The organism is Parabacteroides sp. HGS0025 (assembly GCF_000969845.1).
GTDB lineage: Bacteria > Bacteroidota > Bacteroidia > Bacteroidales > Tannerellaceae > Parabacteroides > Parabacteroides gordonii.
Genome location: NZ_KQ033903.1, coordinates 1103897 through 1127267 on the forward strand (window position 1 = coordinate 1103897; position 23371 = coordinate 1127267).

General features: G+C 49.5%; 13 protein-coding genes. 8 read left to right on the plus strand and 5 right to left on the minus strand.

Going from position 1 to position 23371, the window contains the following annotated elements; translation table 11 throughout:
* The first annotated feature begins 278 nt into the window (after positions 1-278).
* From rbr to HMPREF1212_RS21300, 8 genes are all read left to right on the plus strand, one after another.
* Positions 279-857, plus strand: a complete 579-nt coding sequence (gene rbr / locus HMPREF1212_RS21265) for a rubrerythrin (protein ID WP_028729997.1) — start codon at positions 279-281, stop codon at positions 855-857.
* A gap of 148 nt (positions 858-1005) precedes the next feature.
* Complete coding sequence (locus HMPREF1212_RS21270) at positions 1006-1899, plus strand: ABC transporter ATP-binding protein (RefSeq protein ID WP_028729996.1); 894 nt, start codon at positions 1006-1008, stop codon at positions 1897-1899.
* On the plus strand, positions 1892-5200 hold the full coding sequence (locus HMPREF1212_RS21275) for a golvesin C-terminal-like domain-containing protein (RefSeq protein WP_046151002.1): 3309 nt from the start codon (positions 1892-1894) through the stop codon (positions 5198-5200). The genes HMPREF1212_RS21270 and HMPREF1212_RS21275 overlap by 8 nt, the downstream gene beginning before the upstream one ends.
* 20 nt (positions 5201-5220) lie before the next feature.
* Complete coding sequence (locus HMPREF1212_RS21280) at positions 5221-6717, plus strand: TolC family protein (RefSeq protein WP_028729994.1); 1497 nt, start codon at positions 5221-5223, stop codon at positions 6715-6717.
* Positions 6718-6723: 6 nt separating this feature from the next.
* Positions 6724-7785 carry an efflux RND transporter periplasmic adaptor subunit gene (locus tag HMPREF1212_RS21285; protein ID WP_046151003.1) on the plus strand — a complete coding sequence of 354 codons (1062 nt, stop codon included), beginning with the start codon at positions 6724-6726 and terminating at the stop codon, positions 7783-7785.
* 18 nt (positions 7786-7803) lie between these two features.
* Positions 7804-10905 carry an efflux RND transporter permease subunit gene (locus tag HMPREF1212_RS21290; RefSeq protein ID WP_046151004.1) on the plus strand — a complete coding sequence of 1034 codons (3102 nt, stop codon included), beginning with the start codon at positions 7804-7806 and terminating at the stop codon, positions 10903-10905.
* The gene (locus HMPREF1212_RS21295; RefSeq protein WP_046151005.1) at positions 10902-15611 is read left to right on the plus strand and encodes an efflux RND transporter permease subunit; all 4710 of its coding nucleotides are present in this window, start codon (positions 10902-10904) and stop codon (positions 15609-15611) included. The genes HMPREF1212_RS21290 and HMPREF1212_RS21295 overlap by 4 nt, the downstream gene beginning before the upstream one ends.
* A gap of 1 nt (position 15612) precedes the next feature.
* The gene (locus HMPREF1212_RS21300; RefSeq protein ID WP_046151278.1) at positions 15613-16326 is read left to right on the plus strand and encodes a hypothetical protein; all 714 of its coding nucleotides are present in this window, start codon (positions 15613-15615) and stop codon (positions 16324-16326) included.
* 181 nt (positions 16327-16507) lie between these two features.
* Here the strand turns inward: HMPREF1212_RS21300 and HMPREF1212_RS21305 are convergent, their stop codons facing one another.
* From HMPREF1212_RS21305 to HMPREF1212_RS21325, 5 genes are all read right to left on the minus strand, one after another.
* Positions 16508-16762, minus strand: a complete 255-nt coding sequence (locus HMPREF1212_RS21305; protein ID WP_046151006.1) for a DUF6722 family protein — start codon at positions 16760-16762, stop codon at positions 16508-16510.
* A gap of 68 nt (positions 16763-16830) precedes the next feature.
* A complete protein-coding gene (locus HMPREF1212_RS21310; protein ID WP_046151007.1) occupies positions 16831-18375 on the minus strand; it encodes a sulfatase in 1545 nt (514 codons plus the stop codon).
* A gap of 17 nt (positions 18376-18392) precedes the next feature.
* Entirely contained in the window at positions 18393-20474 is a 2082-nt protein-coding gene (locus HMPREF1212_RS21315) for a Sip1-related alpha-galactosidase (RefSeq protein ID WP_046151008.1), read from the minus strand.
* A gap of 7 nt (positions 20475-20481) precedes the next feature.
* On the minus strand, positions 20482-21813 hold the full coding sequence (locus tag HMPREF1212_RS21320) for an alpha-L-fucosidase (RefSeq protein ID WP_369800857.1): 1332 nt from the start codon (positions 21811-21813) through the stop codon (positions 20482-20484).
* Positions 21814-21878: 65 nt separating this feature from the next.
* Complete coding sequence (locus tag HMPREF1212_RS21325) at positions 21879-23333, minus strand: sulfatase family protein (protein ID WP_028729986.1); 1455 nt, start codon at positions 23331-23333, stop codon at positions 21879-21881.
* Positions 23334-23371: the final 38 nt, after the last annotated feature.

A 23371-nucleotide genomic window follows, 5' to 3' on the forward strand; every position in this document is an offset into this window, starting at 1 on the left:
ATAAGAGAATGAAGGCCATGAAAGCCATTTGAGGAAAACAATGATGCCGTTGTAAATATCGCCCGTGCAGGGAGCCGATGTATATGTAATCAGCGGTGGTACCGGTACTTTGCGGCAATGGTTGCAATGACCGGAAGGAGGCGGATAAATACCGTTTATCGCCCGATAGATATATTTTAAGTAAAAGAATGAATTAAATAATTAAACAATTTCATACTTTTGAGAGTTATTTGAATAGGGCGATTACACAAACTCATTTTATATTACATATTAGCATTATGGAAAAAAGTATTAAAGGTACACGTACAGAACAGAATCTGCTGAAATCATTTGCCGGAGAATCTCAGGCAAGAAGTCGTTACACATTCTTCGCAAGCGTAGCTAAAAAAGAAGGCTACGAACAAATTGCCGCTGTATTCATGGAAACAGCTGAACAGGAAAAAGAACATGCAAAGCGTTTCTTTAAATTCCTCGAAGGCGGTATGGTTGAAATCACTGCTTCTTATCCTGCCGGAGTGATCAGCTCTACAATGGAAAACCTGGCTGAAGCTGCTGCCGGTGAAAATGAAGAGTGGGCTGACCTGTATCCTGCATTTGCCGACATCGCTGAAGAAGAAGGTTTCAAGCAAATCGCTGTTGCTTTCAGAATGATTGCTAAGGTGGAAGCTGAACACGAAAGACGTTATCGTAAACTGCTGGCTAACCTGGAAGAAGGAAAAGTATTCGAAAAGGATGAAGCTATCTTGTGGCAGTGCCGTAACTGCGGTTTCGTATTCGAAGGAAAGAAAGCTCCGGCTAAATGTCCGGCTTGCGAACATCCTCAGGCATACTTCGAACCGATGAAGCAGAATTATTAAAAAATTTCCTTATCAGGATCTAATTCAGGGCGTTCCCATCCAATATATTTTGGTTGGGAACGTTTTTTATTTGTATTAATGCGAATAAAGTATATCTTTACCAGCATTTTATGACTTAATTCTAACTTTCTTGTGAACCTTTGACTGAATGAGTATATCGATAAAGAACCTCAATAAGGTATATCCGAATGGCAACCATGCCCTGAAAGATGTGAATCTGGAGATACCGACGGGAATGTTCGGACTGCTGGGCCCGAATGGTGCCGGAAAATCTACATTGATGCGTATTCTGGTTGCTTTGATGGAACCGACTTCGGGACAGGTGGATATCTGTGGATACGATCTGCTCAGGCAGCGTAAAGAGATCAGAGGGATATTGGGTTATCTTCCTCAGGACTTCCGTTTCTTCGCTAAATATAAAACGTACGAGTTTCTGGATTATGCCGCCCGCCTGTCGGGTATGACCAACGGCAAACAAAGAAAGCAGGCTGTCGATGCCATGCTGGAAAATGTGGGCCTGTTCGATGTGCGCGAACGGTATGCCAATAAGCTGTCGGGCGGTATGAAGCGTCGTTTGGGCATTGCACAGGCACTGATCCATCATCCGAAGGTGATTATTGTCGACGAGCCGACCACCGGACTCGACCCGGAGGAACGTATCCGTTTCCGCAACCTGCTCTCGGAAGTGAGCGAGAATGATGTAACGATCATCCTTTCCACCCATATCGTGGGCGATATATCCAGTACCTGTAATTGTATGGCGCTGATGAACAAAGGGCAGGTGTCTTTCTACGGTTCCCCGCAGGATATGTTGAAGCAGGCGGAAGGCAAAGTATGGCGTATAAAAGTGACGAGCGATCAACTACATGAGGTAGATAAGAAATACCCTGTTATCTCCACTATTCCTTCCGGCTCCGGCTGGGAAGTGCAGGTGGTGGCCGACGAGATCAAGGGATATGAAGCGGAGTCGTATCCACCCAACCTGGAGCATGCTTATGTGTATTATATGGAGAATAAGTTAAACCTTTGGACGAATGATTAGCAATATACTATCGGTCGCTAAATATGAAAGTAAGATCTTGATCCGTAGCTGGTTCTTTAAGGTTTTTACTGTTCTGGCCATCCTTATACTCGGATTCTTCGATTTTGCCCTGCTGATCATGGAAGACTCCGGAGGATTCTGGCTGGTGAAGGCGATACCGGCCAATCTCCCTTATCTGAACCTGCTTTTGTTGAATACCGGGCAGGCAGTGATCTGTATATTTCTTTCTTCGGAGTTCCTGAAAAGGGATAAGAAACTCGATACTTCGGAGGTGTTTTATGTCCGCCCGTTGAGTAATGCCGAATATGTGATCGGGAAGATATGGGGAAACCTGCGTGTATTCCTGATCCTGAACCTCATCATTATGGCGATAGCCCTGCTGTTTAACGTTATGACGTCGGGGATGGCGGTCGACTGGCAGTCGTATATCTTCTATTTCCTGTTGATAAGTATTCCTACGCTGGTCTTTATTATTGGTTTGTCTATCTTCCTGATGTTGGTGTTGAAGAACCAGGCGTTGACCTTTATCATTCTGCTGGGGTATATCGGCCTGACGATCTTTTATATCAGCGACAAGTTCTATTACCTGTTTGACTATATGGCTTACAGCCTGCCGTTGGTGAAGTCCACCATTGTCGGTTTTACCAATTGGGAAACGGTGCTGAATCATCGGGCGATCTATTTCTTTGCCGGGCTTGCCTTTATCTTCTTTACGATCTTTCTGTTCAGGCGGTTGCCTAATTCCTCGCGCAGCAATTACCCGTGGTTGTTTCTTTCCTTCTGTATGTTGTTGGTCAGCGGGGCTGCCGGATATAAACATGTGCATTCCATCTTGGAGGAAAGCGATATGCGTGCCTTATACACTGCCGTCAACAATAAATATGTACATACGCCTAAGATGATCATAGACCGGTATGATATCTCGGTGGAGCAGCATCCGGAGACATTCTCTTCGGAAGTAACGATGAAAGGGACGGTATTGGAACCTGCTTCCGTATTTACTTTCTGTCTGAATCCGGGTTTACAGGTGCAGGAAATAACAAGCAGAGGAAAGAAGCTCGGCTTTGAGCGGGATAACCAGATCCTGCTGGTTGATTTCGGTGAAAAGATCGTGCCGTCGGATACGGTTACTTTCTCTGTTAAATATGGCGGCAGGATAGACAGTAAGTTCTGCTATCTGGATATTCCGGCGGAGGTTTTGCAGAAAGAAAATAAAAACTTCCTGTTCAATATAGACAAACAGTATGTGTTCCAAACCAAAGACTACCTTTTGTTCACGCCCGAAACCTATTGGTATCCGCGTCCCGGCACAGCTTACAGCGATGTCAGTTCCGACTGGCAGCAGACTTATTTCAGCCGGTTCGGCTTGCAGGTGAAACCGCTTCCGGGGCTGGTTCCCTTGTCGCAGGGAGAAGGAGTGAAGGGGGAAGACGGCAGTTATTCTTTTGCTGCCGAATATCCGGCGCAGACGGTCTCACTGATTATCGGTAAATATAAACAGCAAAGCCTGGAATCCGACAGTACCTTATATAGTATCTGGCATATCGAAGGGAACGATTATTATACGGCAACTTTCGATTCTATTCTCGACACGGTGCCGTCTTTCATCCACAATATAAGGGAGAACCTGGAACGTACTTACAAACTGTCTTATCCGTTCAAACGCTTTTCCGTGGTGGAAGTGCCGGTGCAGTTCTCTACCTATCCTCGCGCCTGGTCGCAGGCACAGGAAGCGGTGCAGCCGGAAATGGTTCTTTTCCCTGAAAAAGGTTGCGTGTTCGGACAGTTGGATGTAGAAAGAGCCTGGAAGAACCAGATCAAGTGGTCGAAAAGGGGAGGGCGTGAAATTACCGAGGAAGAAGCCAAGATACGGGCGCTTAATAACTTCCTCTGGATATTTACCCGACTGGAAGGGAACTACAACTTCTCGTCCAGCGGCCGGGGCAATTACAATATATCGTCGCAGGCAAATCCCTATTTCCTGTTTCCGCAGTTGTATAATTTCCGATACAATATATTCTCACCCGAATGGCCGATCGCTAATGCAGCTATCGAACTGTATCTGCAAAAGAAATCGGATAACTCCGGTTGGGAGCGCGATATAAACGGTATCAGTAACAATGAGAAAGCGAGCTTGCTGATGGAGAAGCAGACGTTTAAAGAGTTGCTTACGGATGTGGAACACCGCGACTTGCTGAATAATATCATTAGCCTGAAAACATACCGGTTGTTCGCCGTCCCGGAAATAAATATCGGGGTGGATGCTTTCAGGGATTCCCTTTATACATTACTGGAACGGAATACCTTCCGCAATATCCAGTTCGAGAGCCTGTTGGATACGTTGGGGCAGGTAGGCCATGCGGATATCCGTTCCGGATTTGCCGAATGGGAACGTCCTACACCGCTTCCTTATTATAGTCTCGAACGGTTTGAAGTAACGAAAGTGACAAACAGGGGGGAAGAGAACTTCGTGCTGAAAATACAGATAAGCAATAATTCCGATTATGAAGGTATTGTCCATCTGGAAATACAAGGTGTGCAGCGAGGTGGCCCTGACCTTGATCCGCGTGCTAACCGTAAGATCGTATTGGAGCCGCATCAGACAAAACTGTTGGTGTCCGTTTGGGAGAATGCTCCGCGGTATGTGATAGTCAATACCTTGATATCCGGGAATTTGCCGAGTGTGATCGGTCAGCAGATAGGGAATATAAAAGAAGAAAGAAGGCGGGAGGTGGATACGGAAGGCGACTTTATTATCTCCGGTTCTTCCCGTGACAATAAAGACGAGATCATTGTCGATAATGAAGATACTACGCTGTTCGTCCTCTCCGAACCGGATGTAGTGGGGCTGCTTCCCAAATGGCTGGATAAGGTGGAAGATACCTCATTCAAATATTCCGGTGTGTCCGACTGGCGTCCGCCATTGCAATGGACGGCTACGACCAATAATAACTATTACGGAAAATATATCCGTTCCGCTTATGTGATAAAGAGCGGTAACGGAAGTCAGACGGCTACCTGGAAAGTTCCTATCCCGGCAGAAGGGCAATATGACGTTTATTATTACGTGAGTAAAAGTAATGAGATAAGATATAACAACCGTGCGGAGGGCGAATACCGTTTCAAGGTACGGCAGGGAGAAGAGTCGGAAGACGCTTATATCGATCTCCAGAGAGCGAATGAAGGGTGGGAGCAGTTCGGTGTATATTACTTTACTGCCGATACGGCTTATATCACCCTGACAAACGAGTGTAAATTGAGAAGTGTGGCGGCCGATGCCGTTAAACTGGTCAAACGATAATAATTAATATGATCTTGTATATGCAAAGAGAGTTACTATTGATGAAAAAGATGATCCTTACGATTGTTGTACTGCTGGGAGTTCCGCTGATAGCTCACGGGCAACTGTCTCTGACCATCGAGAAAGCATTGGACATAGCGGAAGAGAACAGTCCGACCCTGCGTCGTTCGCACATGAACCTGGATCGGTATCAGGAGAATCTGGTTGCCCAGCGGGCTTCTCTTAAATCCCGGTTTTCACTCGATCTGACTCCGGTGGATTATAATAAGAACCGCCGGTTCGATAACCGTCTGTCGCAGTGGTATACCAACGAAACGTTCAGTTCGAGCGGCACCTTCCGGGTAGATCAGCCTATCTTATGGACGGATGGTGTGGTATCTTTGATAAACACCTTCGGCTGGCAAGACAATAACTCGGATGTGGAAGGATCGACAAACAGCAATAAGGCATTCAACAACAACCTTTACCTGCAACTCTCGCAACCTATCTTCACATACAATAAGCGGAAGATGGAGCTGAAGCAGATCGAGTATGATTACGAGAATGCCAACATCAGCTATGCTCTGCAACGTCTGAATACCGAAAAGGACATAACGAACCAGTTCTATAGCGTCTATATGGCGCAGAGCCAACTGGCTATCACCCGAGAGGAACTGGTGAATGCCCAGCAAAGCTACGACATTATAAAGAATAAGGTGGAAGCCGACCTGTCAGCCAAAGACGAACTCTTCCAGGCGGAACTTAACCTGGCAACCGCCCGCTCGTCGGTAGAAGAACAGCAGGTTTCACTCGAAAACGCAAAGGATAAGCTCAAGCAGACATTGGGAATGAACCTCGATGAAGACCTGATGGTCTTTGCCGAGATAGATATCAAGCCGATCGATGTGGACTTGCAGCAGGCTATTTCGCATGGCCTGGAGTCGCGTCTGGAACTTCGCCAGCGGGAGATCGAGAGCGATGAACTGGGCTTTGAGATGATCAAGACAAAGGCATTGAACGAGTTCAAGGGAGATATTGCCGTTTCCTTCGGTCTGATCGGTGACAACCGCAACCTGAAGAATATCTATGATAACCCGACACAGAACCCGCGTGTTGCCATCAGCTTCTCCGTGCCTATCTTCGACTGGGGAGAAAAGAAAGCCCGCGTCCGTGCGCAGAAGGTAGCACAGAACATCAATAAGCTGGACTTCCACGAAGACAAGGTAGATATCGAGTTGAATATCCGCCAGGTATGGCGTAGCCTGGAGAATCTCCGGACACAGATAAAGATTGCCGAGCAAAACGTGACGAATGCCCAGCTCACCTACGACCTGAACCTGACCCGTTACCGGGAAGGCGACCTGACCGGTATGGAAATGAGCCAGTTCCAGACACAGCTCTCGAACAAGAAGATATCGTATACCCAGGCACTCATCAACTACAAGATAGAGTTGCTTAATCTTAAAATACTCTCGTTGTACGACTTTGAGAGAAATATCCCTATTGTCCCGATGAAAGACTTAATATCAGCAAAATAATCAGCCATGAAACAGTATAATCATTCCCTCGTTGCTCTTTTATTACTAGCCGTAATAACCACCGGTTGCAACAACCAGCCGCAGAATGCTCCCAGTGATATCGCCACACCGGTTTCTGTAACGGAACTGAAGAAAGGCTCTATCAGCAAGCTGATCAATACGACCGGCACGGCACAACCGACTTACGGCGTGGATCTCAATTCCGAAATGAGCGGCCTTTACAAACTTCAGACCAACCCGAAGACAGGCAAACCTTTCAAGCTGGGTGATCTCGTATCCAAAGGACAGCTGATCATTCGTCTCGAAGATAAGGAATACGAAAACGGCATCGCCATCGACGCCAAGGAACTCAGCCTGGAAATAGCCGAGCAGGAACAAAACAAGCAGAAAGCCTTGTACGAAAAGGGCGGCGTAACACTCAGCGAAATGCGTAACACGGAGGTGAAGGTAACCAATGCCCGCTATGATCTGGAGAACGCCAAGCTCAGCCTTGAAAAGATGAATGTAAAAGCTCCTTTCGACGGTGTGATCGTCAATCTTCCCCATTATACCACGGATGTAAGGGTGGAGCAGGGAAAGCCGATGGTCGGCGTCATGGATTATGCCCGGATGTATATGGATGTCAACCTGCCGGAGAGTGCCATCAGCTATGTGAAGGCCGATCAGCCGGTGTACATCACTCATTATACCCTGCCGGAAGATACCCTGAAGGCGGTGATCAGCGAACTGTCGCCGGCTATCAGCACGGAGACACGTACTTTCAAAGGGAAGGTATTGATCATGAACAATGACCTGAAGCTGCGTCCGGGAATGTTTGTCAAGGCGGATATTGTGGTAGACAGGGCCGACAGCGCCATTATCATCCCGAAAGATGTGGTACAGTCCAACCGCCGCCGCAAATATGTATTCATCGTGGATAAGAATACGGCGATCCTGCGGAATATCAAGACAGGGCTGGAAGACGAGAACAATATCGAAGTGCTGGAAGGATTGAATGAAAACGACAACCTCGTGACCAAAGGCTTCGAGACACTGAAGGAGAACAGCAAAGTGAAAGTACAAAAATAGTGACCGATAGAGTATAATATGAAGAACATCGTCAAATTTGCGGTAAGCAATCCGGTCACTATCTGTATGGTTGTGCTGGCGATTCTCCTGTTGGGGAAGATCTCCTACGATCAGTTGAGCGTCGACCTGCTGCCCGACCTGAATAACCCCCGGCTGTTTATCGAGCTGAAAGCTGGAGAACGTCCGCCGGAAGAGATAGAGAAGCAGTTCGTCAAGAACATGGAGTCGATGGCGATCCGCCAGAGCGACGTCACACAGGTATCGTCGGTCGTGAAAGCGGGTTCGGCTCGTATCACGGTGGAATATACCTGGACGAAAGATATGGATGAGGCCTTCCTCGACTTGCAGAAGGCGATGAATCCCTTCTCTCAGAACAAAGATATTACCGAGCTGAAGATTACGCAACACGACCCGAACCAGTCGCCCGTTATCCTGATCGGCCTCTCGCATCAGCATATAACGGATATGGCGGAGCTCCGGAAAGTGGCCGAAAGCTATATCCGCAACGAGCTGATCCGCTTGGAAGGTGTGGCAGAGGTAACGTTGTCGGGGCAGGAGGAAAGTACCCTGACGATCCGTACCGACCCGTATAAACTTGATGCCTTCGGACTGAAGATAGAAGATATCGCTTCCCGTATCGAGGCAAACAACCAGAGTATCTCCGGCGGCCGCGTCAGCGAACTGGGCTTGCAGTATCTGGTAAAGAGCTCCAGCTTGTTCACCTCGGCCGAAGACTTCGAGAACCTGATCGTCGGTTATAAGGCGATCAATAAACAGGAGACGGCAGCAAGTACGAACAATACCGGCTCTGCTGCGGAAGCGACAGGCGACAAAGCCCCCCTTTTCCTGCGCGAAGTAGCTACCGTGACATTCGAGAATGCCCGTCCCGACAACATCGTCCGCATCAACGGGGAACGGAGTATCGGGTTGTCCATCTATAAAGAAATGCGTTATAATACGGTCAAGGTAGTGGATGGTGTAGCCCGTCAGCTGGCCGTGATCGAGCAGGCGTTGCCCGGTTATCATTTTAAGGTGATAACCAACCAGGGGACGTTTATCAAGAGTGCGATCGGGGAGGTGAAAGACAGTGCCGTGCTGGGTATCGTCCTGGCGGTGGTGATCCTGTTCGTTTTCCTGCGCCGTTTCGGGACGACGCTGATCGTCAGCATGGCGATCCCGATCTCGATCGTGGCTACGTTCAACCTGATGTTCTTTAACGGGCTTACGCTGAATATAATGACGCTGGGCGGTCTGGCGCTGGGTGCCGGGATGCTGGTGGACAATGCCATTGTGGTGATCGAAAGTATCTTCCGCAACCAGGAGAAAGGACTGTCGGTGAGGGAAGCGGCCATCAAGGGTACGTCGGAAGTGGCGGGGGCGGTTATCGCTTCTACGCTGACGACGGTTGTTGTATTCCTTCCGATCGTGTATCTGCACGGGGCTTCGGGCGAGCTGTTCAAGGATCAGGCCTGGACGGTGACGTTCTCGCTCGTCTCGTCGCTTTTCGTGGCGATCTTGGTGATACCGATGTTGTATGACCGCATCTCCGGAAAGAGAAAAAAAGAGACGGAGATAACGGAAACGAAATCTATCCAGATGGCCGGTTACAGCCATCTGTTGCGCCGTCTGATCGGCCATCGTTGGTGGGTGATTGCCGGGGCGGTGGGATTGCTGGTGATCACCGGTTTCCTGCTCCCGCTGATCGGGACGGAGTTTATGCCCCGGATGGAAAGCAAGGCCTTTACCGTCGTGGTGAAGATGCCGGAAGGGACTAGGCTCGAACGTACTTCTTCGGCCGTCTCGAACCTGGAGGAACTCCTTTATACGATATCGGGCGACTCCCTCTTGACGGTTTACAGCCATATAGGTGAGGGCAGTGGCTCCGAGAATGCCATCTTTGAAGGAGAGAACACGGCCATGATGAAAGTGATCCTTTCCCCCGAATGTAAAATCGCACCGGAAGCGGTCATCGAACAGTTCGTACGCACGGCGGAGAATCCCGACGGCCTCGAGCTGACTATCAAACAGGAAGAAAACTCCCTCAGTTCGCTCCTCGGCAGTGAAGGCGCCCCTATCGTGGTAGAGGTGAAAGGAGAGGAACTGGATGAAATAGCCGCTATCACCGAAGAAGTAAAGACCCGCATACAGGACGTAAGCGGATTATATAATATCGTTTCTTCCATTGAAGACGGTGCCCCGGAAATAACCATTTCCATCAACCGTACGATGGCGGGTATCAACAACCTGAGCGTCGCCACCGTTATCGAGCAGCTGAAGCAACAACTGGGTGGCAAGGAAGCCGGAAAGATGGAGTACCGCGGCGAGATGCGCGACATCGTCATCAAGACCCCCGATATCCCGCTAGCGGCTCTGGGCGACCTGGTGATAAAGAACGGCGAACAGGAGTTCCGCCTGCGCGAGATCGCCACCTTCGGCGAGTCGCAAGCTCCGAAAGAGATCTACCGGCGTGGACAGAACCGTATCAGCCGGGTGATGGCGAATATGGATGCCGGCAAGTCGCTGGATAAGGTGGCTGAAGAGATCCGCCAGACGGTAAAAGGCATCGAACTCCCTGCCAACTATTCCATCACGGTAACGGGTGAGGAGGAGAAGCGGCAGGAGTCGATGAACAGCCTGTTGTTTGCCCTGGCGCTTTCTGTGATACTGGTGTATATGGTGCTGGCTTCACAGTTCGAGTCGCTGCTCCATCCGTTTACCATCCTGCTGACGATTCCGTTGGCGGTGGTAGGGGCGATCCTGCTGTTTTTCATCACCGGGACAACCATTAATATGATGGGAGTGATCGGGATCGTGATGCTGGTGGGTATCGCTGTCAACAACTCCATCATCCTCGTCGACCGTATCAACCAACTGAAAACAGACCGCCCCCTGACCGACGCGATCGTGCAGGCAGGCCAGCAACGTATCCGCCCGATCATCATGACCACGCTGACGACTATCCTGGCTTTGCTGCCGATGACGTTCAGCTTCGGTGAGGGTGCTTCGCTGCGTTCGCCGATGGCTATCGCGGTGATCGGGGGACTGATAACATCTACTTTAATGAGTTTGATGGTGATACCGTGTGTGTATTATGTGTTGGAAAGGATGAAAAAGATATGAACTTTTTACTACATAGAAGAATAACGATCTCGATGCTGTTCATCGCACTGTCCCTGTTGGGCTATGTGTCGTATAAACAACTTCCGGTGGAGTTATTGCCGAATGCCGAACTGCCGATGCTCTTTGTCCAGGTATCTTCCCAACAGGACATGGATCCTCAGTATGTGGAGTCGGAGGTGATCATTCCCCTCGAGGGAGCGATCAGTTCGATAGGCGGGGTGGATAAGATACAGTCGAATATCGACAGCCGGCAATCGAATATACAGGTAGATTTTAAGAATACGGTCAACTTCAAGATCACTTCACTGCGCCTGCAGGAGAAAGTGAATGAGTTGGCGGCTACTTTCCCCGAGGGTTTTACGGTGCAGTTGCAGAAAGTGGATGTTTCGCAGTTGGCCAACAACTTCATGGTGCTTCAGGTGCGTGGCTCGGGAGGGATAGACCGTGTGCGTAATATCGTGGATAAAGAGATCCGTTCCGACCTTGAGAATATCGACGGGGTAGCTTCCGTCAATGTCTATGGCGGCCGGGAGAAAGCCATCGAGATACGGCTCAATCCCGAAGCTTGCCGGGCACTCAACCTCACTCCCTCGAAGATAAGCAGTCTGCTGACGCAAAACACACAGGACAAGGCCTTCGTGGGCTTTGTCGACGAGCCGGACAGCAAGTATTTCATTCATGTAAACTCGCTCTATACGGCGGTGAGCGACCTGGAGAACATCGTCGTTGCCCCTGGCCCTGTACTGCTGAAAGATGTCGGTACGGTCTTTTTCGACCTGAAGGAAGAAACCTCTTTCAGCCGTGTGAACGGGAAAGATGCCGTGTCCGTCGCCCTCACGAACGACTCGCAAGCCAACCTGATCGATCTGTCGCACCGCGCTACCGAAGCGATAGACAAGCTGAATAAGAAGCTGGAACACCTCGATGTAGAAGTCGTGGTGCAGGAAAATACGGCCGAAACGATGGAGAATAATATCGACCAGATCATCAACCTGGCTCTGATAGGCGGTCTGCTGGCCGTGCTCATCCTCTGGCTCTTCCTGAAGAACCTGCGGTTGGTGTTCTTTATCGCCCTCTCGATCCCGATCTCGGTCTACACGGCTTTCAATTTCTTCTATGCCTTCGGGATAACGATCAACAGCCTGACGCTGGTCGGCATGGCGCTGGCCATCGGGATGCTGCTCGACAACAGTGTGGTGGTACTGGAGAACATCTACCGTCTTTCCGGCACCGGAGCTACGCCCGAACGTTCCGTGACGCAGGGCACCCGGGAGGTGTGGCGCTCGATCGTGGCCGCTACGCTGACGACGGTGACGGTGTTCCTGCCTTTCGTCTTCTCCGATAATTTCATGATCAAGCTGATCGGACATCATATCGGCGTCTCCATCATCTCGACCCTTACGATCTCGCTCTTTGTCGCCCTTCTCTTTATCCCGATGGCTACGTATACCTTGCTTCGGAAGAAGACGGGGCAAAGCGTGTTCTACGAGAAAGTCTCGATCGTACAGCGTCCCGTTCAGATTTATCTGGTCTTTCTGAAGACTTGCATGCGTAATTCCGGAGTGACGATCATAGGTGCCATCATCCTACTGTTTGCCACGCTGATCCTCTCCATCACGCTGAATGTCCAGCAGATGAAGGATGTCGACTCCGACCGTTTCAACATCTACGCTACGATGCAGACCGGCAGCACGCTCGACAACACCGACAAGGTCGTCAAAGTGATGGAGGAACGTCTGACCGACTTTCCGGAGATGAAAGACCTGATCTGCCGTATCCGTGAGACGGATGCCGTGCTTACCCTTGTCCTGAAAGACGACTATACGAAAATAGGTAAACGTAAGATTGCCGATATCAAAGCCGATGTACAATCGAAGCTGGCCAACATCCAGGGAGTGGAAATATCCGTCAACGAGGCGATGGGTGGAGGAGGAGGAGCTGGCTCGGCCATGAGTGGCCTGGGTAGCTTTATGCGCCTGCTGGGAATAGGCGATAACCGCGAACGGATCGTGATAAAAGGTTCCGACTTCGATGTCATGCAGCTCGTAGCCGAAGATTTCCGTTATTACCTCGATGAGCAGGAGTTTATCCGCAACTCCAACGTTTCCTACAACCGCCGTCAGCCGGAGATACGGCTTGATTTCGATCCTATCCTGCTGACTTCCTACGATATCTCCCGTGCCAATATATCTTCCGGACTGGCGGCGCTCAATTCGGAATACTCGTCCGGCTCTTCCTTCAAGGTGGGAGAGGATACCTATGATATCATTATCCGTAACGATGTCCCCGAAGCCGAAGAAGAGGAGGAGGAAACCGGGAAGAAAGATAAAACGATCGACGATCTGCGTGCCGTGCAGATACAGAATGCGGCAGGGGGATTGCATAACCTGCAGGATCTGGCCTCTATCAACTATGGTCGTGGCCGTTCGCGTATCATGCGTGTCAATCAGGATAAGCAGATCGAGGTGTTCTATAACTTTTCCAAAGATGTGGAGTCGTCGAAAGAGCTGCTGGAAGGCTATCGTTCGGACATCGACCAGTTGGTGGCGGGGTATAACCTGCCTGCCGGGGTGGCGGTGGAGGTATTCCATGAGGAGGATCAGTTTGCCGACTTCAAGTTCCTGATCGTAGCTGCCTTTATATTGATCTTTATGATCCTGGCTTCGGTCTTCGAGTCGCTGGTGACGCCCTTTGTCCTGCTCTTCTCGATCCCGCTGGCTGCTATCGGTTCCCTGCTGGCCTTGCTGCTGACGGGCAACAGCCTCTTGAATGCCAATACGCTGACCGGCTTCCTGATCCTGCTGGGGGTGGTAGTGAACAACGGTATCATCCTGATCGACTACTCCAATATCCTACGCCGGCAGGGATACCGCCGCAATCGGGCGCTGATGACAGCCGGCCTGTCGCGTATCCGCCCGATCCTGATCACTTCGATCACGACCATCGTGGCTATGTTCCCGCTGGCGATGGGGGATGCGGAATATGCCGGGGCGATCGGTGCGCCGTTTGCCATCACAGTGATAGGGGGGCTGGCTTTCTCCGCTTTGCTTACCCTGATCCTGATACCGACCGTCTGCATGGGATTGGAAAATACGTTGCAATGGTATCGTGGCCTGTCCCCTAAAATATGGATACTTCATCTGGTCTTGTTCCTGTTGGGGATTGCCTGTATCTGGTTGTATGCCGATGGTATGCTGTGGCAGTCCATCTATCTGGTGCTACTGGTGTTCGGTATTCCGGGCGTGACTTATTTTGCACAGACCAGCTTGCGCCGGGCTCGCTCGAAGGTGATCGATCCCGGAGAGGAAATACATATCTCTGTCCGCAACTTGGTGAAAATATACGACTGGCCGGGACGCTTCAGCCGCCAATGGAACAGCGGACTGCATATCCGCCGGCATCTGGGACTGGGCAACGAGTACCGTTCCCTGAAAGACTTTGTGAATGTGATCTGGCAATTCGGAATGCTGCTCTTCGGAATCTATTTCACCTGGTTCTTTATCGACAACCGGCTGTGGATATTCCTGCTGTCGTTTGCCATTTATGCTACGATCCTTTACCTGTGGCGGAAAGTACGGGAGTATCTGTATTTCCGTTTTGCAGAGAGTAAGACGGTGAAGTATATCAATCGCGTGATCTTCTGGAGTATTCCGCCGGTTATCCTGTTCATGTTATTCCTGAAGATGGATAATACGAATCTGGTCGGTGTAGTCGGTTTGTTATGGGCGTTCTGTATTGCCGTCTATATCTCCTCTCAATATCTGTATGAAAAGGAGATCAATATCGAACGTATCAAAGGACGTATGGCCGGATTGCGGCGTTCGTGGTTCCGCATGGTCAAGAGTATCCCGCTGATCGGTAAACAACGCAAGCCGTTCAAAGCCCTTCGTGGAGTATCTTTCGAAATCCGCACGGGGATGTTCGGTCTTCTGGGGCCTAACGGAGCCGGTAAGTCTACCCTGATGCGTGTGATCTGCGGTATCCTCGAACAGAGCTATGGCAGCATCTGGATCAATGGCCTCGATACCCGTATCTACCGCGAAGAACTGCAGAGCCTGATCGGTTTCCTTCCGCAGGAATTCGGAACCTACGAGAATATGTCTTCCTGGGAGTTCCTCGATTACCAGGCTATCCTGAAAGGTATTACAGATACCGCACTGCGTAACGAGCGTCTGGAATATGTCCTGAAAGCCGTCCACATGTACGAGCGGAAGGACGATAAGATCGGCTCCTTTTCCGGCGGTATGAAACAGCGTATCGGTATTGCCCTGATCCTGCTTCACCTGCCGCGTATCCTGGTGGTGGATGAGCCTACGGCCGGACTCGATCCGCGCGAACGTATCCGTTTCCGTAACCTGCTGGTCGAATTGAGCCGTGACCGCATCGTGATCTTCTCCACCCATATTATCGAAGATATATCCAGTTCCTGCAGCCAGGTGGTAGTAATCAATAAGGGGGATCTGAAGTATTTCGGCGATCCGATCAATATGGTGGATATGGCTGCCGGCAAGGTATGGCAGTTCCATATCGGACGGGAAGAATTTGAGAAAGTATTGGATAAGACAATGGTAATCCATCATATCCAGGATGGCGATACGATACAGGTACGCTATCTTTCTGCCGTACCGCCTTATGAGGGTGCCGTACAGGTAGAACCGAACCTGGAAGATGCTTATCTCTGTCTACTAAAGAATATGAATGATTGATATGACAACGAAACAACTCATACAACTGCTACCTAAAGTAGTGAAGTACAACTTGAAGATCATCTTTGCCGGGAAGTTCATCTGGTTCCTGCTGGCGGCGTTTGTCTTCTTTGCCTATTTCATGTTCCAGGTGGCCTGGAACCGTTCGGAGATTAACGAAGGGGTGATCTATAACCTGCTGATGTTCCCATGTGTTCTGCTTGTCTTTTATCCGGCTGTATTCGGCATCCAGAACGATGAGGACAACCGGATACTGGAAATCCTTTTCGGTATCCCTGACTATAAGTACAAGGTGTGGGGAGTACGTCTGCTGATGATCTATGTGGCGATCTTCTTTATCCTTGTGGCTTTTTCGTATGTGGCGACCTTGTTGCTCTATCCGGTCAACCCGTTTGAGATGTCCATCCAGTTGATGTTTCCACTGGTCTTTTTCGGTAATCTGGCCTTTATGCTCTCCACGATTACCCGTAGCGGCAATGGGACAGCGGTATTAACGATCATCCTGGCAATCCTTCTCTTGATAACCAGTGAGATGGATTTCATAGAGCGTTCCTTCTGGAATATCCTGCTGAACCCGTTCAAGGTTCCCGAAAACTTCCTTCCGGTGATCTGGGAAAGCCTGATCATTAAGAGCCGTATCTTCCTTTTTACAGGCGGCCTGGTATGGATGATGATAGGGTTACTGAATTTGCAGAAGAGAGAGAGGTTTATATAATAGAAGGCCCGGATAGTAAGTATCTTATGAAGATATCCTGTTATCCGGGCTAAATATTTATTGTTAGCTTAACTGTTTCTCTCTAACCAATCCCTACCTTTCTTAGTTTTAAAAAGGAAGATATATCCTATAAGGGCTGCTGCTCCTAAAAGAGAATATAATAATAAAGCCGGTCCCATAATTATTTATTTTTAAAGATTAATACTATAAATCCCAATATAAAAAAGACTATTGCTATACTGAATGCAATTACAATGATCATTGATTTGCCTGTATTAAGTTGTAGGGATGTTGTAATAACAGCTCCTCCAATGACCAGTTTTGATACATCCAATAAGTATCTTCCCAATTCTTTAGAAATACTTATTCTCTCTTTCCGTATCTGCTCCTGTATGACAGGAACAGGTACAATCCTTGTCTTTCGTCTATTCTTCATAGTTAAATAATTTTGTTACAGGCAAAGATAGGATATATTATTGAAATAAAGCAAGGACAAGTATTAAATTATTCTATCTCATCCGGCCAGGGACAAGGCTTACCGGTCGCCTTAAATGCCGGTCGCTGTGCTTCCATCTTACGTAACTGCTTTCCTAAGTCTTTGGATAGCTTTTTTACCATCTTTGGGTTGGCAGCGGACAGGTCGTTCTTTTCGCCTATATCGTCAGGGATATTGAATAACTCTTTCTTTCCAGTTTCGTAATAGTAGATCAGCTTCCAGTCACCCTGACGGATCGTGCAGGTTGCTCCGATACCCGGGCCGGTATTTCCCCAAAGGTTCGGGAAGTTCCAGTAAAGGCTGCGTCCTTTGGAAGGGTCGCCGGTGTTGGTCAGTAACGGCATGAAGCTGACACCGTCGACAGGCTGGATCGTTTTGTACTTCTTTACGCCTGCCATTTCGAGGATGGTCGGGAAGAAGTCTTCGATGATCAGATACTTGTCGCATTTCGTCTGCGGCTGTACTTTCCCCGGCCAGCTAACGATCATCGGTTCGCGTACGCCTCCTTCATAGGCAGAACCTTTACCGCTGTTGAGGGGAGAGTTTTGTGTATGCGGTTTGCCGTCACGCCATTCCGGTTCGGCAGCCAGGCCACCATTGTCGGACATAAAGAGGATAATGGTGTTATCAGCCAGGTTGTTCTTTTCCAGATAATTCATGATGTCGCCCAGGCTTTTATCCATTCCTTCGATCAGGGCGGCATAAGCCGCTTCCTTTTCTCCCAGGCCTTTATCGATATACTTCTGATAAAAGCGCATATCCTTGTCGATCGGAACGTGGATGGCGTAGTGCGACATATAGAGGAAGAACGGCTGGTCGTATTGCTGTGCCTTATCCAGTGCTTTGGTTGCTTCTTGTGTCAGTGCTTCGGTGATGAATATATCCTGTCCCCAGTATTTATCCAGTCCGGGGACGGCAAACCACGGGCTCGGTTTTCCATCCGTACGGTTACCGAAGTTAGCTTCACCGAGATAGCTCGCCAGACCACCCCCGGCATGTCCGGCGATGTTTACTTCAAAGCCGAAGTGATAAGGGTTTTCGCCCGGGGTATCTACTGCCCCCCAGTGGGCCTTACCGCAATGGATGGTATGATAGCCGTTATCTTTCAGTATCTGGGCCATAGAGGTTACCTGATAGGTATGTTCGATACCCGGTACTTCACAGATACCGTTCACGTTCCAGTCCGGTAGTTCCAGTATATCGCTTTTACGGTCGGTGGAAGCATTCTTGGGATAGGTCCAGTTCGTTACCCGGTGGCGGCCGGCATTCATTCCGGTATAGAGACTGCAACGGCTGGGTGAACTGATACTCGACGCATACGCCTGTGTGAACATCATCCCCTGACGGGCCAGACGTTCCATATTCGGCGTTTCGTAGACCTCGTTGTAATGTGTCTTTTCTTTCCAGAAAGGAAGGGAAGTATCCTGCCACCCCATATCATCCACAAGGAATAGAATGATATTCGGCCGTTCCTGTATCTTGGAAGCTTTTGTCTGGCCTGTCGTCCCTACTAAGGGAAGTGCGGCCAGGGATAGAAGTAGGCTCTTGTTCATGATCGTATGTTTTTGGATTATTGTTTGTTTATTGTTATTTCTCCCGGATGACTGACCGGTATGGTACGTAATTCCTGCTGACTGTTTCCTTCCGCCCATACCCGGAGATTGCCCGGACAAAGAACGTTCAACTTTAACTGCTTGGGACTGGAGAAGATGACCTCGACTGTGGCCGGCGAGAGGAACTTCTCCTGTATTCCCACCACAGCCCATCCGTTACGGATCGGGCAAAGATGGAACAGGCAGTCTGTAAAGCCTTCCAATGCTATCTGCTTATCGGCAGTCAACACTTCTGCCGTTTGCTTTTCCCAGTCGTATAATAAGATACGTTCTGCCTGGGGAGCAGCTCTCCCGCTCATTGTTTCCCGGAGAGAATAATCCGCCGGACTGATTGTTGTTTCCACCTGGTGATGGGAAGGCGATGTATTCAGGTTATAACAGATCAGCGACACTGCTTCATCTCCTGTCGGAGCAAATACCCGGTACGCCTTTCCGTCCTTCAGCGGATTGGTTATCACCGACTCGGGTGTCGGTATGGCAGGCGCTTCGGGGCGGAATATTCTGCCCTCTTCATCGATCAGCGGCAGGATATTCTCTTTTACGAAATCAACCGGAGAGTCCGATAAATAGACCGGACCGCTGGAGATCGCTTTCGAGCGGGCCATCAGACTGCCACAGACAGTATCACTCGAATGAAACATATCATGGTCGGGCCAAACGGTTTGTCCTTGCAGCAATGTATTGGTATAAGACTGGAACAGATGCGATTTGGCCATGTCTTCATCATATTTCTTATAATCGATGCTGACGCGGGCCAGGTTACTGTATTGCGTATGATCGATATTCAGGATATTCTGCGCCATACAATTCATCAGTCCGACCTGCTGGTTGTGTGTTTGTTCTTCCAGCGCCAGGTTGCAGGCCTTGGCTTGCCGTATCACTTCCGTATTACCCATATAAAGAGGTAGCAGGAAAGATTGGTTGTCTATCTTCAGAAAGTCGAAGCCATAGTCTTTCAGCGTTCCGATATAATATTGATAGAATATCCCGATATTCTCTTTGCTTTTGCCGGGAAGCATACTTCCATTGTAGGTATAAAGGGTTTCTTTAATCTTTTCCGGGAAATCGTTTTCAGGCGATATCCCCATCCAGTAACCGCAGAAGTTATACCATAACCCCATCCATTTTATCTTATCTTCTTTCTTCCGGGAGATAATATTCTTCCATCCGTTTGGGAACCGTTCTTTATCCGGCACGAAGCTCGTCAGCTGGCGGTTCTTGTTTGCCAGGTGTCCGTCGTCTATGAGGACGTAACGGATAGGAAGGCCGGATGCCTCGATACCGTCCAGGTCGTTCAGCATCTTGGTCTCGTCTATATCGAAATGATAATGTTCCCAGGAGCACCAGCCCAGGTAGTTGAAGGCCTCGAAGTAGTCTTTGTCCGTTCTTTTCTGCAAAGCCGATACTTCCCGGTTACCGATCAGTGCGGTATATGCCTTATGGATCGCATCGTAAACCGTTTTCCCTTTTTCAGCCAGCAGGACAGGAGCTTGCGAAGCCAGGTTGTCAGTCCCTAACGTAGACAGGTAGGCAGTCAGCGAACCGTCCTTATTCACCTGAAACCAACTGATACTATTCTCTCCGGCCACTACTTTGGCAAAGAGAAACCCACCGTCGGCCAGTTCCAGCAACAGGGCATCACCCAGCACGGAAGGAGCCCCGTTGGACGGGATACCCGGATAAGCCTCTTGTGTCAAATCATCCAGTCGGTTGAATACCCAGGGTAATAACCTATTCGTATTGTTCGGCCATTGGTAATCGCCCGGCCGGCTATCGCGGCTGAAGAAGATACCCTGTTTATAGGCCGGTATCTCTATTCGATAGGAAACTGTTTGCTGTTTCCCCGGAATATTCTTTTCATAATATACTGGTGTTTGCTGCGTTCCCAACCCGATAGAATGCTCCATCTGAAAAGCTGTAACGTCAGTAAACATCTTCCCTTTTTCATAAACAAAGGAAGTCTGTCCTGTAAGACCGGGGCAAACCCATGCTGCACCACTCAGGATCAATGTCAACAGATATGTCTTATTCCTTGTCATTCCTTTGTTATTGAACGTTGAAAATACTGAAGTTACGAATATCCGGTTGTGCAACCGACCGGGAGATAACTAGGCGTAACGCCGAAGCCTCGACTGCCGGGAACTGCTCGATGCGTTTATGACCTACCGACTCACCCTCGCAGACTGTCTGCCATTTGCCATTCACTTTGGCTTCTACTTTATACTGGCGAATACGTTCCCCGTTTTGAATATTTTCCTGGATAATGCAGTGATTGACAGGTTGCACCTTATCCAGTTTCAGCGTCAGGCTTTTCTTCTGTCCGAAGGTTGAAGCGAGAGGGGAGGAGAAACGGCGGTTGATCTCGTCGCCCCATTCTTTCAGGCGTTGCGCATCACCGGCAGGGATCAGCCCGGTCGTATCGGGTGTAAGGCCGACAATCAGCGTTGCGTTTCTTCCCACCGACTTATAATACATGTTCATCAAGCTGTCTACCGGGTAAATGGCCTGCTCGTCATCCGGTTCCCAGAACCATTCGTGACGGCCGTTCATTCCGCGAAGCGGTGTATCAGCCATAGCCGGCACCCAGTAACGACCGTCTTTGTCGCCGTGTTTCAACAGATCGTTATGATTGCGAACCCCTTCCGTATTGTTGCTGTGCGAGAAAGGATAGGGGAAAGAAGACCAGCAGGGATAACCGACAGTTCCCGACTCGGAACCGCCCCAACGGAAGTCTGCCCGGTCTACATTATGATAAAAGAGGCATTCCGGCTGGTACTTGCTGATGATCGGCAATACGTCCGGCCCGTCCCCTTTCGGATCGTCTGCGCCACCGTCAAACCAGATCATAAACAAATCCCCGTAACGGCTGCATAGTTCTTCCACCATGCGCTCGCAGAAATGCTTATACCATTGTTGACGGTTGGCGGCAAACTCTCCTTCTCCCTGTACCTTGAAATTATGAACGCCAAAAAGTGAGTTCCATCGGATGCCGACATAAATGCCCGGCATAATATCGTATTTGCGGCAGGAGTTGACGAAGTCGCGGATGATGTCCCCTTTCCCGTCACGCCATTTCACCGCTTTCAGGCAATACGGATTGACATCGCTCTGATAGATGGCAAAGCCCGTCTCATGTGTGGCCGTCAGTACGGCAAACTTCGCCCCGGCTGCTTTGGCCGCCCGTATCCATTGGTCGGTATCGAGCTGTGTCGGGTTGAAGATATTATAATCCTCTATCGGCTGGACGCGGTTGTTACCCTGACCATACTTGATGCCGTCGAAGACATGCAGGTCATAATGGAAGACAACACCCATTTCCGACTCGTGCCACTTCAGCTGATGAGGTGCCGGGCGCGGAATATCGGTTTCCTGTCCCATTGCCGGGAAGATACTTACTATCAGAAGGATTGCCAGATAAAAATATGTTTTCATGTGTATGTTCGTTATAGACAGTTTACAAAAGGATCATTTGTCTTCTTCAGCCAGTCTTTTAACCGGGAGGAAAACTGTTTAATCAGTTCCGGCTGATCGGGGGCTATATTGTTTAGCTGGAACGGGTCTTGTTCGCGATCGAACAGCAACCACTCGTCAGTCTGAGCGTTTGTAGCATGTACCACAAAGGTATATTTTTTTGTTCGTAAACCCCGGTATCCGGTTGTTAAATTTTCAGGGACGACGTAATAATAGGGCTGTACAACCTCCTGGGTGTTCTCCGGGGAAAGGATAGAAGCCGACAAGTCGAATGTCTGTACCTCTGCCGGTATTTCATCTTTGAAGCCCATCAATGAGAGTAGCGAAGGATAAAGATCGGCAAAAGCGATCGCCAGTGTCGAGTCGCGGCGCGGTGCGATCTTCTCCGGCCAGCTGATCATAAGCGGGATACGCATCGCTTCTTCGTAGTAAATATCTTTCCCGATATGGTTGTGCATTCCCATACAATCGCCATGATCGGAGGTGAATACGACGATCGTATTGTCGAATAATCCCTGTTCTTTCAGCTGGCGGATGATGCGACCCACTTGTTCGTCTACCCCGGTCATGCAGGCATAATAGTCGGGCACGCTCTTCCGGAAGTAATCTCCCGACTCGGTTCCCCGGGGAGGGATAACGGGCGAGTCGCATAAAGTCTCGACATCCATGTGCCGGTATATCTCTTTGTATTTGTCGGGAACCAGCTCATATCCGGTATGCGGCGGGTTCATGGATACGACCAGGGCAAAAGGTTTGCCGCTGTCGCGTAGCTTGTTATCTTGATTGGCGATGTAGTCGATGGCCCGGTCGGCCTCATATTCCGGCCCCCATTGGTCGACGAAATAGTATTCGTCGCGAGAGGCATCCGTATCCCAGTACATAGGTTTCAGGTGATAATCGTACGTGCCGTAGGCGATCCAGTGGCTGAAGCCGTGGCGGCGTTCCTTGGGGCACCATTCGTTCCAGGCTATTTTGCCTTTGTTATTATAGGTATCGATGTAAGGTTGGTGAGGAGAGTCGAGATGCCACTTCCCGATATATCCCAGTTCATATCCCTGGTCTTTCAGCACATCCGACCAGCAACGGGCTTCGGTGGGTAGCTCCACATGGTAAGGAGCCGTGGCTGAATTGCAGTTGCCTGTTACCTTACTGTTTGTCGGGTACATGCCCGTCATCAGCATTCCTCGGGCAGGGGAGGAGACGGGATAGCTGCTGATTGCATCCGTAAAATAGACCCCTTCGGCGGCGAGACGGTCGAGATTGGGAGTCTGTACCGGCTCCAGTCCCAGGCAACCTATTGCCTGTCCGCGCCATTGATCGGCCATGATGAACACCAGGTTAGGTGTTTCAATCTTCTTCTGTGCCTGTGTTGCGTTGATACATAGGCAGGAAGTAAGTAATAAGAGCTGTTGGGGTAACTGTTTCATGGTGAACTTCTATTGTTTAGTACCCTACCTTTTCATCT